The following is a 12,244-nucleotide window of genomic DNA, read 5'->3' on the forward strand; positions in this document are numbered from 1 at the left end:
GGTCTGGCCGGCGGCTTCAAGCTCGGCGCGAAGTCCGCCATACTCGGCATCCACCGGCACATCGAGCGGCAAGACAGGAATCTCGGCCAGCAAGTCTTCAACCTTCTTGAGCAGCTTGGCCGATCCCTTCCTGGCGCAGCCATATCGCAATTCCGAGGCGACCACGATGCTGGTGCAAACCGCGTCATCTCCCTCGCGCGACATTGCCCTCGCGGCCTTGCCAGCCGGGTTTCGGATCATGTCGCTGATAATGTTCGTATCCAGCATGAACCGCATCTAGAAAATGTCCTCGGATTTGACTGGCGTGTCGTCGATCTCGGGGAGGTCGTCTTCAGGATCGAGCGGCGGCTCTTTCGCCCATTGGGCGAGCAGCGCGGTAAGGCCATGTTTGCGAACCGGCTCGATGACAAGACGATCGCCTTCCCGGCTGATCAGGACTTTTTCGCCGGGAAGCTCGAACTCGACAGGAATGCGCACCGCCTGGCTTCGGTTGTTGCGAAACAGCTTCGCCTCCTTGGGCGGCGTTGTTGAATGACGGTTCTGGGGCATGTTGCAGCTCTTTTGTATATGCCATTTGTATATGCCAAACGACACCACGATGCAAGGTCCGGGAAAGCTCGGTCGGCTCTCTTCACGCTCCGAGCGACACGGCTATCCTTTCATCACGCCTTTCAGCGACAGCACCAAGGTCATCGGGTTTTTGGGCGAAGCCGCAAAGCCATAGTGTTCGTAAAAGGCTTTCGCTTCGTCCGATATGGCATGAACGAAAATGCCGCGAATCCCGAGGATCGTCGCGGCGTGAGCGGCGCGCCGAACGGCGTCTTGCAGCAGCGCGGCACCCAGCCCCTTGCCTTGCCAGCCCGCGTCGACGGCAAGACGCCCGAGCACGACCATCGGAATGGGATCAGGCATGTTGCGACGAATGGCGCCGGGTGCCTGCGCCAGATCAAGCCCGCCCGAAGAGAGGCAGTAATAACCGACAACCCGCGCGTCTTCCGCCACCACATAGGTACGCGACGCGCCGCTGACCTGGTTGGCTCGCGCCCTCAGGCGAAGCCATTGGTCGAGACTTTCCGTCCCGCTTTGAAAAAGGTCGAGATCGTGGTTTTCGGCCAGAGGCGCGGGCGCCGATAGTATCATCCCTGCCACGGCCTGGGCACGTTCATAAGGCGTGCAAAACCTTCACCGCTTGGCGTCTCATCGAGGATGTCGAGATAGTGCCGATAGCTCTCGGGATCCACCTTGATCAGTGCCTGGTCGAGCAGCGTGTCCTCGGCCGCACGATATGCAGCATCGATCATAAAGTCGGAACGGGTCTTCCCGCGTATTTTCGCAGCACGGTCGATCAATATGCGCACATCCTCTCGGATGCGCAGATTGACAGGCTTGGCGTGGGTCTCGGGTGTGGCCTTTGTCATGGCAGCGCTCCTTGTCGCTCCCGTAGCACACCTGCATACACAATGTGTATCTTTTTTCGGAACAGTCAAACGAATTGGAACGATCGGCGTCCACCGAGGCGAAGTCGCACTTGAAAGAAAAAACTACGAACCTTCTATTCCGGGGATAGGTTTTCTAGAAGCGATGCATTGATCCTCGGACCCATGCCTCGTCGCACACCACGCACCCCGGCTATGGTCCGATCATAACGCATTGCATCGGAGCCTGTTTTCATGAAACGATTTTTCCTCGGGCTTGCCACCGTCGCCGGCCTGTTCCTTGCATCCTCCCAAGCCTGGTCGGCCGACAAACTGCTCAACGCATCCTATGATGTAGGCCGCGAACTGTTCGTGCAGGTCAACAAGGCTTTCATCGCCCAGCATCCGGGCGTCACCGTCGACCAGTCGCATGCCGGCACTTCGGCGCAGGCACGCGCCATCGCCGAGGGCCTTGGCGCCGACGTTGTTACCTTCAACCAGGTCATCGACATCGACTTCCTGGTCAAGAAGGGCCTCGTCTCGGCCGACTGGCAGAAGGATTTCCCTGACAATGCCTCGCCCTTCTATTCTCTGCCTTCGTTCCTTGTCCGCGCGGGCAACCCCAAGCACATCAAGGACTGGAACGATCTCGTGCGCGACGACGTGCAGGTGATCTTCCCAAACCCGAAAACATCCGGCAATGCGCGCTACACCTATCTGGCGGCCACCGCCTACGCCAAGGAAGCCTTCAAGGGCGATGACGCCAAGGTGAAAGAGTTCATCACCAAGCTGTTCAACAACGTGCCGATCTTCGACACCGGCGGCCGCGCCGCGACCACCACCTTCGTGCAGCGCGAGATCGGTGATGTGCTGATCACCTTCGAGTCGGAGACGCGCGGCATCCGCAAGGAGTATGGCGACGACAAGTTCGAGCAGGTTACGCCTTCGGTCAGCCTGCTGGCCGAATTCCCGGTCGCCATCGTCGACAAGGTTGCCGACGATCACGGCACGCGCGATCTGGCCAAGACCTATCTCGACTTCCTCTACACACCGGAGGGCCAGGACATCGCCGCCCGCAACGGCCTCAGAGCCCGCGACGCCGCTGTGGCGGCGAAATACAAGGCCGATTTCCCCGATGTCCGGCTGCTGACGGTGGAAGACGTTTTCGGCGGCTGGGACAAGGTGCAGAAAGAGCATTTCGCCGCCGGCGGCCTGCTCGACCAGACCTACGGCAGCCGCTGAGGCAGCGATACCTGCACAGCAGACGAAAAAGCCGGCGCGCTGCCGGCTTTTTTCGTTTTTGAACGCCGATAACCTGGTTATCAGCGGAATATCCGCGTTCTCAGTGCAAAACGTTACAAAGAATCAACGCGTTTATGCCTAACGTGCAATTTGGTGGCTGTTTCGCGAAACATCATCGCGCGGCGAAGACGTCATTATTTGCACACAAACAGTCGCCAGATGCGAGTGGTTGGGGCTTTTATGGGTTGATCTGGGCATGCTGACAAAAAAAGGCAAATACGGCCTCAAGGCCCTCGTGCATCTGTCTGGCCTGCCGGCCGGCCAATTGGCCTTCGTCAATGACATCGCTGTGGCCAACAACATCCCGAAGAAATTCCTCGATGCCATTCTGGGCGAGTTGCGCAATGCCGGCTTCGTCCAGAGCCGCAAAGGCAAGGAAGGCGGCTACCGCCTTGCCCGGCCGGCCTCCGAAATCAAGATCGGCCATGTCGTGCGCGTGCTTGACGGGCCGCTGGCGCCGATCCCTTGCGCCAGCCGCACGCAGTATCAACGCTGCGAGGATTGCGACGAGGCGACCTGCCAGGTCCGCCACATGATGCTGGAGGTGCGGCAGGCAATCGCCGAAGTGCTGGATAATCGCAGCCTCGCCGCCATGCGCGATGCCGACAATGACGATTTCCCGGTCGAGCTGACGTCGCAGATCTAAACCACCGACTTCAAGCCGGTCGCGTTCAGATAGAGATTCCTGCATTGAAGGAGAGGTTCTCCGAATCTCGGGTTGCGAAGCTCGAAATCACGGAGAACCTCATGCAGTTTTGGCCTATCCGTTCACATTAGACGCAGCCTCGAATACAGCGCGTGCGGACGTCGTACCCGCTACGTGCTCCGTACCCGCCACACCGAGGTCCATCCATCCCGCATTCACGGCCTCGAACATTTCTTCGGCAGGTCCGGAGTGACCCTTCGGGATGCCGAATTGCTCGAACGCTTCCGCCCACCCCGCACGCGGAATTGCAAAGGCCTTCACGGCGAGATTCAGGACTTCACCCAACTGCTCGGCGACTTCATCCGCGGTGACCATCGAACCGATCTCGACGATGCGTTGCCCTGACCACGTCGACCCGGTCAAAAGGGTTGCGACCTGTGCGCCGATGTCGTTCGTCGCAACCATGGTCGATTTCCGGTTTGTCGGATTGTAGTAGACCGGTAGCATTCCGCCCTGCGCGACCTGCAAGCCGTAGAGGAAATTTTCGAAGAATCCCCCCGCGCGCACAAATGCGGTTGGCGATGTCAGGCCGCGAAACCCTTGCTCCAGAAGCGACAAGGCCGCGATCACCCCGTGCCCGCTTGTTCTGTTCGCACCCATCGACGAAAGCGCGACCACTCGCGGCGGCGCTGCCTTGGTCAGAGCCTCGACATGGCTAGCAATCACGCTCCTCGCTTCTTTGTAATCGGGCGACGGCGCCCAGACAGGGGGCAACATGACGAATGCGCCTTCGACGCCTTTGAGGGCTCGCTCGATGGCTGCCGAATCATTCCAATCGCCGTCTACCAGTTCCACGCCCTGGTTCGCCCAATTGGCCGCCTTGTCGCGATTGCGGACGAGCGCGCGTACCTCCTTGCCGTGCGCCAGCAGATGCTCTGCCGTTGCGCCGCCAACTTTTCCCGTGATTCCCATTACTAGGAACATGTGTTTCTCCTGATGTCGCGGGACAGAGCTGCCCCTGTTGGTTCAATGGATGAGCGGCAGAATGGCCCGGATACGGGGATCGCGGAGATAGAGGCCGCCCCAGGTCATCGCGCCCAGAAACAGGGAGATGATTTCCGGCGGCGACCCCAACTCACCGATGCGAAGATGGGCGCAGATGGCACCTCCCAAAAAGCCCGTCACTAGGATCGCGCCGAGGACGGCGGTGACCGGGATGGCGTAGAGGATGGCGCAGGCGAGGATGATCGGACCCACGACACGGGTCAGGTCCATCGCAAACCCGGTTTCCTGCAACATGCTGGCGATCTGTGCCGGCGCGAAAAGCTGAACAGTGCCATCTGCCGTCAGGGCGATGACGACAAACGCGCTCATGATCCGGCCGGCCCACAGGGCGCGATGCAAGGTCATAATTTCCGGTGTCTGATGCAGGTTCACAGTTTCGGACACTTGTCATTCTCCGATGGGGAGATCCCATATTCGAAGCTTACTGTGCCTCTCAAATGTGATAAATGCCGAGAAAATGAACCAACTGTTCTCTTTTTGGGGAACAATCCGAGGCACGAAAATGCAGAATCTCGAACCCATCCTCATTTTCACAACGGTCGCGGAAATGGGGAGCTTCACCCGCGCGGCCGATAGCCTGGGCATCCAAAAGGGGAGAGCCTCAACGGCGGTCCGCAAGCTGGAAGAAGATGTGGGTGTCAGGCTTCTGCACCGGACGACGCGCAGCGTGCGGTTGACGGAGGACGGACGCGCATTTCATGCCCGCGCCCGCGATCTGCTTGCTGAAGTCGATGATCTGCACTCGATGTTCGCAGGCGACCGCGTGGCACTTCGCGGCCGTTTGCGGGTCGACCTTCCGACCGAAGTGGCGCGCACAACGATCGTACCGGCTTTGCCGGATTTCATGGCGGCTCACCCCGAGTTGGAGCTGGAGGTGTCGAGTACGGATCGGCAAGTCGATCTGGTTCAAGAGGGGTTCGATTGTGTATTGCGGCTTGGACCCATTCGCGACGAGACCCTGATTGCCCGCCCGTTGGGCCTGTTGCGCATGGCCAACGCAGCCAGTCCCGCCTATCTGGCGCGCCATGGCGTGCCTCGATCGCTGGAAGATCTCCAGCGTCAGGAACATAGGGCAATTCATTTTTCGACGCTGCTGGGCGCGCGACCCTATGGATGGGAATATCCGGACGGCGACAGCTACGCGACGCTTCAGTTGCCAGGTGCGCTACACGTCAACAGCGCACAGACCTACGAAGCAGCGGCCCTCGCCGGCCTCGGCCTGATCCAGGCGCCACTCTTGGGCATTGGCCGATACTTGGAGAGTGGAGCGCTTGTCGAGATCCTACCCGATTTTCGTCGCCGGCCGCTCGCCGTGTCCCTCGTCGTCGCACATCGGAGCAATCTATCGCGCCGGGTCCGCGCGTTCATGAAATGGATCGAAGATGTGCTGACGCCATATATGGAATAGCGATACGACTATCTTCGTCCGGCCCTCGAAATCAACACTTCGTAAGCGGCGCGCTTGTCTCAAGTCTAGGGCAAGCGAAATCTGCAGAAGTCTTGAGCGCGGACATGACCTTGCACGGCCCAAGCCGACGCAGTAAAGCGGGGTTCGAAGAACGGGCTGGACCGATGAGGCTGTGGTGGTTAGAAAAATCCCGCAAGGCCGCCCGCAAGCTGCCATCGGCAGCCAGTTTCCGCACTGAAATCATCGCAGACGTCTTCGTCCCGGAACGGGCGGAGGATGTACGCTTCTTCAGCCGCAAGCTGGTTCGCCCTGGCCGGCTTCGCCGCTTTTCCAACAAGGATCTTCGCGAAGGCCTGCTGTCTATCTTCTATCTCGTGGTGGCGGCGGCACTGCCGGTGCGATGGTGGGCGCCGATCTGCGGCCGCGTATCGAGGTTTCGCCTCAAGCGCCATATGCGCAAGGAATTCCCGGCCTACGCTGCCGCCACGCTCGCGGTGCTGGGCGATGGTATCGATGCACGCAAGCTGTTCGAGGGATTGCTGGCAGCGCGCCACCGCCGCCGCTTGCAGCTCGCCGCTCATCTGGTGGCCGGCCGCTGGTCGCCGACGATCCGGCTGGAAGGGCTGGCGGGGCTGCGGTCGGCCTTGCAGCGCGGCCACGGCGCCATCCTCTGGTGCGATCAGTTCACCGCCCAGACCATCATCGGCAAGCGCGCGCTGTACGAGGCCGGTATCGAAGCGCATCAGGTGAGCGTCAACACCCACGGTATTTCCGAATCGGCGTTCGGCTTGCGTTTCCTCAATCCGCCGCTGATCGATGTCGAGAACCGGTTCCTGAAAAGCCGGGTCGCCTTTGATCGTGACGACGCCTATCAGGTCACCATCCGCATCCAGAAGATCCTGAAGCAGAATGGCGTGGTGACGATGACCAACACCGTCCATGCCGGCACGACCTTCACCGAGGCAGCCATGGGCGAAAGCGGCTGGACGCATCTCGCCTCGGCGCCGGCGAATTTTGCCGCCAGGGGCAGGACAGCCCTGTTTGCCATGTCGACCTTCGAAGTGGTTCCCTTCATCGAATACCGGGCCGTGCTCAGCCCCGAGCTGACGCCGGAGGCATCTGTCAGCCCGGCAACGGACATGGCCAGGGATGGCGCCAAGAACATGACTGTGCAGGCGCACTACATCCTGCTCAAGCGCGACCGCCTGCTGGAAGCGCTGAAGCTCTACCCCGAGCAGATGCTGACGTGGTCCCGCCGGCAGCGGCTGACCGAGGTCTCGGACAGCATCGGCATCGGAATGGATGAAGGCTCATGACCGGCGTATCAGGCGGACCGCGGCGGCGACGAGCTCACCGACCGGGTGTGTGGCATTGAGTTTCGAGGCGCGCTCATCCGCAGCCGGCGGCTCGAGGATGGCGAACTGGCTGTCGACCAGGCTCGCCGGCATGAAGTGGCCCTTGCGGCTGCCGACGCGCTGCCTGGCCGTACCAGGGTCGATCTCCAGATAGAGGAAGACGATTTCCGGGCAGAAGCCGCTCAGCCGGTCGCGGTAGCTGCGCTTCAGCGCCGAGCAGGCGGCGACCACGCCGTTGCCCTGCCCCACCGACGCGGCGATGCGCTCGCCGATCGCGTTGAGCCAGCCTTCGCGCAGCTGATCGGTAAGCGGCTCGCCGCTTGCCATGCGTGCGACGTTTTCCGGAGGATGCAGCCTGTCGCCCTCGATAAAGGTAACGCCCAGAGCGGCGGCAAGCCCAACGCCCACCGCCGACTTGCCGCAGCCGGCGACGCCCATAACCACGATGGCCGGCACCGAGCCGGGGGCGCTCGTCGGCGCCTGTGCTGCCGCTTCGTCCACTGTCAGCGGCTTGCCGGCGCGCGGCCGTAGAGCAGCAGCATGGCGACGATGACGACACCGTAGATGATCTGCCGCCCCGCCTCCGGCATCTGCATGACCGACAAGATGGATTGCAGCAACGTGATGAGGATGACACCGGCGACAGTGCCGAGATAGGAGCCGCGCCCACCCAGGATCGAGGTGCCGCCAAGCACCACCGCGGCGATCGACGGCAGCAGATAAGCGTCGCCCATCGACTGCGCCGCCTTGGAGGCATAGCCGGCCAGAAGCACGCCGCCGAAAGCCGAGAGCCCACCGGAGACGGCGAAGGCGATCATCACCACGCGCCTTGTGTCGATGCCGGAGAGATAGGCCGCGCGCTCGCGGTTGCCGATGCCGTAGACGGTGCGGCCGAAGCCGGTCCGCGTCAGCACGAACACCATCGCGGCCCCGATCAGCGCCCAGATGATGACGGCGTTGGGCACGCCCGGAATGGCGAAGCCGGTCGCCAGGTAGCGCATCGCGCCCGTCGCCGAATCCTGCGGCGAGAAGCCGCCGGTGTAGACCACCATCAGCCCCTGCGCGACAGCGTTGGTGGCCAATGTGATGATCATCGAGGGGATGCGCAGATAGGCGACGCCGATGCCGTTGACGACGCCGATCAGCATGCCGCAGATGATGCCGAACGGGATGGCCAACGCCACGCCGACCGGGCCGTACGCCGCCGCGGCGCAGGCCATCATGGCGCCCGCCGCCACCGCCCACGGCACCGACAGGTCGATCTGGCCGAGCAGGATGACCAGCATCATGCCTGTCGCGATGACGCCGAGGAATGAAGCCACCTTGAGCTGCTGCAGGAGATATTCAGGCGACAGGAAGCTTCTGGAATAGAGGCTGCCGAAGAACAGCAAAAGCACGATGCAGGCAAAGGCCGTCAGCACCGCCGGATCGGCGCGGCGGATGAATCTTGGCATGCGGCCGGCAATGCCGCCAAGCGTCGTTTCGCTCACAGGAACCACTCCAGCCGGTTGCGGACCCGAAACAGGGCGAAGGCGCCGAGGCTGACGGCGACCAGCAGGATAACGCCCTGGAACAGCGGCTGCCAGAGCGGATCGAAATCGAAGACGAACAACAGGTCGCCGATCGTGCGGAAAGCCAGTGCGCCGAAGATGGCGCCGATGGCGCTGCCCTTGCCGCCGAACAGCGAGACGCCGCCGAGCACCACGGCGGCGATCGAAAACAGCGTGTAGGAGTTGCCGCTGGCATAGGCCGCCTCACCCGTATAGGTGAAGAAGGTCAGGAACAGTCCGCCGATCGCCGCCAGCAGGCCGGCCAGCGTGTAGGCGGCGAACTTGCCGCGCCGGATCGGCACACCCGACATGTAGGCCGCCGTCTCCGATGAGCCTGCCGCGTAGGCGGCGCGGCCAAGCACCGAGCGGCTGAACGGCACCCAGATCACCAGCACGATGGCCAGCAGCACGACGAGACTTGCCGGCACCACGCCGAACACACGGCCGGTCAGCGCATCGGCCAGGTCCTCATTGACCGAGCCGCCCGGAAATGGCCGCAGCAACAGGCCGATGCCGTAATAGACGGCGCCTGTGGCAATGGTGGCGACAATCGGCTGCAGCCGGCCATAGATGACGATGGCGCCGTTGATGGCGCCGCACAGCAGTCCCACCGCCAGCACGGCGATGACGCCGAGCGTCGTCTGCATCGGCGTTCCCACCACCAGCCACGAAGCCAGGCAGTTGGTGAGGAGAAAAATCATGCCGACGGACAGGTCGATGCCGGCGGTGATCACCACCAGCGTCTGCGCCATGGCGACGAAGGCGAGCAGCACGCCCTTGTTGGCCGCCGTCTGCACCACATTGGCGGTGAAGCCGGCCGGATGGTTCGAGGTGTAGATGGCGAACATGACGATGAAGATGCCGAACGCCAGCAGCGTTCCGCGCTGCTCGGCCAGCCAGTAACGCCAATCCTTCATGCGCCCACTCCCAGGCCCACCGGGCTGTCCTCGCCATGGATGTTGAGCGCGCTTGATATCAGCGCCCGCTCGGTGATCTCGGCGCCGACCAGCTCGCGCTTGACCGCTCCGTCGTAGAGCACCAGCACACGGTCGCAGCAGCCGATCAGCTCGTCATAGTCGGTCGAGTAGAACAGGATCGCAGCACCCGCGTCGGCCAGTTTGCGCCTCAGCTGGTACAGCTCCTGCTTGGTGCCGACGTCGATGCCGCGCGTCGGATCGTTGAGCAGGATGATGCGCGGCTGGCGCATCAGCCATTTGGCGATGACCACCTTCTGCTGGTTGCCGCCCGAAAGCGCGCCGACCGGAATGTCGAGGCCCGCCGTCTTGATCGCCAAAAGGCCGACCATGTCGTCGATCAGCCGCTGCTCGGCGGCACGGTCGATGATGCCGGCTTTCGACAGCCGGTCGAGCGCGGCGAAGGACAGGTTCTCGCGCACCGTCATCGGCAGCATCAGCCCTTCGGTCTTGCGGTCCTCGGGAATGAGCGCCATGCCGATGCCGTCGTCGCGCGCAACGGATGGACTGGTGATCGACACAGGCTTGCCGTCGATCAGGATCTGGCCGCTGAGGCCGCGCAGCACGCCGAAGAAGGCGAGCAGCAATTCGCGCTGGCCCTGGCCGTCGAGGCCGCCAAGGCCGACCACCTCACCTGCCCTGACGGTCAGCGAGATGTCGTGCAGCCGGTCGGCCCATGAGAGCTTGCGGGCCTCGAGCCTAGGGGCGGCGGCGGCAGGCACGGCCGTCGGCTTGGGCGGAAAGATATGGCTGTATTCGCGGCCGATCATCAGTTCGACCACCTCATTGTCACTCTTCGAGCCGGCTGGATAGCTGGCGACATTGCGGCCGTTGCGGAACACCGTGCACTGGTCCGCCAGTTCGGCGATCTCGTTCATGCGGTGCGAGATGTAAAGCAGCGCCAGCCCTTCCGCGCGCAGCCGCTTCAGCACCGCGAAGATCTTCGAGACATCCGCGGCAGTCAGCGCGGAGGTCGCCTCGTCGAGGATGAGGATGCGCGGCTTGCGTGCCAATGCCTTGGCGATCTCGACCATCTGCCGGCGCGACAATGGCAGGTCCTTGACCAGCGCCAGCGGGTGGATGTCGGCGGCGCCGGCACGAGCAAGTGCTTCTTCGGCGATGCGGCGTTGCGCCTTGCGGTCGATCATGCCGAAGCGTTTGGGCGGGTCGGAAATGACGATGTTGTCGGCAACGCTTAGCTCGGGGACCAGCGACAGTTCCTGGAAGATGCAGACGATGCCGGCCTTGTTGGCGGCACCCGGAGAAGCGAAGGTCGCCTCGCGCCCGTCCAGCGTCATGCGGCCCTCATCGGGCGCCACGACACCTGCCATGACCTTGATCAGCGTCGACTTGCCGGCGCCGTTTTCGCCGAGAATGGCGTGGATGCTGCCGGCTTCGACAACAAGCTCGGCCTTTTCCAGCGCGCGTACACCGCCATAGCGCTTGGATATGCCTTCCATACGAAAGAGCGGAGCCGCACCGTCCATCGGCCCTCCCAGGGCGATTGTGGAATTGAGACAAACGCCGCGGCTCAAGCCGCGGCGCCAGGTGACAGCCAGCGATGATTTACTGGTTTTCCTTGGTCTGACCCATGATTTCCTGGGCGCTGAAATTAATGCCGCAGGTCGGGAAGGAATTGCCGACGAAGAAATTGTCGGATTCCTTGGGGAAGTAATCCGTGCCTTCCTTCATGTTCGGGTCTTCGGCGATCGCCAGCGGCAGCTTCACCTCTTGTGGCACGACTTCGCCTTCGAGTGCGGCGATCGCTGTCTTGATGGCGACAGCGACCTGAGCCGGGCCCGAGCCCGCGGACGAGCACTTCAGCCCGTCGGCTGAATGCGCGGCGCAGAACTTGCGGAAGCCGTTCTCGGTCTCGCCGCCAAACGGCACGAACGGATGCCTGGCGTCGATCATCGCCTGCACGATGCCGGTGTCGCCGCCCTGCCCGGTGATGCCGTCGAACGGACCGTTGGTGGCGATCGCATCCGCAGTCACCTTCTGCGCCACACCGTCATCCCATTTGCCGGCGACTTCGGTCACGTCCCACTTCTTGCCGGACGCATCGAAGACCTCGTGGATGCCGTTGTGACGATCCGTGTCGACGGAGGTGCCGGCGACGCCGCGCACTTCCAGGATCTTGCCGCCGTTCGGTATCTTGCCGACCAGCCACTTGGCCCACAATTCGCCAAGACCCTTCTGATCGACATTGACGTTGATGGCGTCCTTGGTGTCGAGAATGTTGTCGAAGGCGACCAGCACGATGCCCGCTTCCTTGGCACGCTTGATGACCGGACCGAAGGCCGTCGGGTTCTGGGCGTCGGTGACGATGGCGTCATAGCCGGAATCGATGAAATTATTGATCGCCGAGATCTGTGCCGGCACGTCCTCGCCCGTCGAGACGACCTTGAATTCCTTGATCTTGGCTTTGACTTCAGGTTGCGCGGCGTAGGCCTTGGCCGTCTGCACCATCTGGATGCGCCAGGTGTTGGCGATATAGCCATTGGCGAAGGCGATGCGGAACGGCCCGTC

Annotated in this window: 15 protein-coding genes; 4 read left to right on the forward strand and 11 right to left on the reverse strand. The window is 62.5% G+C overall.

Going from position 1 to position 12,244, the window contains the following annotated elements; translation table 11 throughout:
* The 4 genes from EN914_RS08705 to EN914_RS08720 form a co-directional block, all read right to left on the reverse strand.
* On the reverse strand, positions 1-276 hold a 276-nt coding region (locus EN914_RS08705), incomplete at its 3' end, for a PIN domain-containing protein (RefSeq protein ID WP_164778690.1).
* Positions 277-549 carry an AbrB/MazE/SpoVT family DNA-binding domain-containing protein gene (locus tag EN914_RS08710; protein WP_024501525.1) on the reverse strand — a complete coding sequence of 91 codons (273 nt, stop codon included), beginning with the start codon at positions 547-549 and terminating at the stop codon, positions 277-279. It lies immediately after the preceding gene.
* A gap of 102 nt (positions 550-651) precedes the next feature.
* Entirely contained in the window at positions 652-1,137 is a 486-nt protein-coding gene (locus EN914_RS08715; protein WP_024501526.1) for a GNAT family N-acetyltransferase, read from the reverse strand.
* Complete coding sequence (locus tag EN914_RS08720; RefSeq protein ID WP_024501527.1) at positions 1,137-1,418, reverse strand: DUF1778 domain-containing protein; 282 nt, start codon at positions 1,416-1,418, stop codon at positions 1,137-1,139. Before EN914_RS08720 ends, EN914_RS08715 begins: the two co-directional genes overlap by 1 nt.
* Positions 1,419-1,670: 252 nt before the next feature.
* Here EN914_RS08720 and EN914_RS08725 point away from each other — a divergent pair, with 252 nt between their 5' ends.
* Both EN914_RS08725 and EN914_RS08730 read left to right on the forward strand, forming a co-directional pair.
* Positions 1,671-2,657 carry a sulfate ABC transporter substrate-binding protein gene (locus tag EN914_RS08725; RefSeq protein ID WP_013530872.1) on the forward strand — a complete coding sequence of 329 codons (987 nt, stop codon included), beginning with the start codon at positions 1,671-1,673 and terminating at the stop codon, positions 2,655-2,657.
* Positions 2,658-2,913: 256 nt separating this feature from the next.
* Positions 2,914-3,363 (forward strand): Rrf2 family transcriptional regulator, encoded by a 450-nt coding sequence (locus EN914_RS08730; protein WP_013530871.1) that lies wholly within the window; start codon positions 2,914-2,916, stop codon positions 3,361-3,363.
* 114 nt (positions 3,364-3,477) lie between these two features.
* Here the strand turns inward: EN914_RS08730 and EN914_RS08735 are convergent, their stop codons facing one another.
* Both EN914_RS08735 and EN914_RS08740 read right to left on the reverse strand, forming a co-directional pair.
* Entirely contained in the window at positions 3,478-4,347 is an 870-nt protein-coding gene (locus EN914_RS08735) for an NmrA family NAD(P)-binding protein (protein ID WP_127389047.1), read from the reverse strand.
* Between the two features lie 42 nt (positions 4,348-4,389).
* Positions 4,390-4,812, reverse strand: coding sequence for a DoxX family protein (locus tag EN914_RS08740; RefSeq protein WP_024501529.1), 423 nt, complete (start codon positions 4,810-4,812; stop codon positions 4,390-4,392).
* A gap of 73 nt (positions 4,813-4,885) precedes the next feature.
* Here EN914_RS08740 and EN914_RS08745 point away from each other — a divergent pair, with 73 nt between their 5' ends.
* Together EN914_RS08745 and EN914_RS08750 are read left to right on the forward strand one after the other, a co-directional pair.
* The gene (locus EN914_RS08745; RefSeq protein WP_224675547.1) at positions 4,886-5,836 is read left to right on the forward strand and encodes a LysR family transcriptional regulator; all 951 of its coding nucleotides are present in this window, start codon (positions 4,886-4,888) and stop codon (positions 5,834-5,836) included.
* Positions 5,837-6,000: 164 nt separating this feature from the next.
* Positions 6,001-7,152: a hypothetical protein gene (locus EN914_RS08750; protein WP_024501531.1), complete on the forward strand. Its 1,152-nt coding sequence runs from the start codon at positions 6,001-6,003 to the stop codon at positions 7,150-7,152.
* Here EN914_RS08750 and EN914_RS08755 read toward each other — a convergent pair.
* From EN914_RS08755 to EN914_RS08775, 5 genes are all read right to left on the reverse strand, one after another.
* Positions 7,147-7,692, reverse strand: coding sequence for a gluconokinase (locus tag EN914_RS08755; RefSeq protein WP_024501532.1), 546 nt, complete (start codon positions 7,690-7,692; stop codon positions 7,147-7,149). The two genes, EN914_RS08750 and EN914_RS08755, sit on opposite strands and share 6 nt — an antisense overlap.
* 2 nt (positions 7,693-7,694) lie before the next feature.
* Entirely contained in the window at positions 7,695-8,681 is a 987-nt protein-coding gene (locus EN914_RS08760) for an ABC transporter permease (protein WP_013530866.1), read from the reverse strand.
* On the reverse strand, positions 8,678-9,658 hold the full coding sequence (locus tag EN914_RS08765) for an ABC transporter permease (RefSeq protein WP_024501533.1): 981 nt from the start codon (positions 9,656-9,658) through the stop codon (positions 8,678-8,680). The genes EN914_RS08760 and EN914_RS08765 overlap by 4 nt, the downstream gene beginning before the upstream one ends.
* Positions 9,655-11,202 carry a sugar ABC transporter ATP-binding protein gene (locus EN914_RS08770; RefSeq protein ID WP_127389048.1) on the reverse strand — a complete coding sequence of 516 codons (1,548 nt, stop codon included), beginning with the start codon at positions 11,200-11,202 and terminating at the stop codon, positions 9,655-9,657. Before EN914_RS08770 ends, EN914_RS08765 begins: the two co-directional genes overlap by 4 nt.
* A gap of 79 nt (positions 11,203-11,281) precedes the next feature.
* The coding region (locus tag EN914_RS08775) for a sugar ABC transporter substrate-binding protein (protein ID WP_127389049.1) at positions 11,282-12,244 on the reverse strand (963 nt) is incomplete at its 5' end.

The organism is Mesorhizobium sp. M7A.F.Ca.CA.001.08.2.1 (assembly GCF_003998455.1).
GTDB classification, from domain to species: domain Bacteria; phylum Pseudomonadota; class Alphaproteobacteria; order Rhizobiales; family Rhizobiaceae; genus Mesorhizobium; species Mesorhizobium ciceri.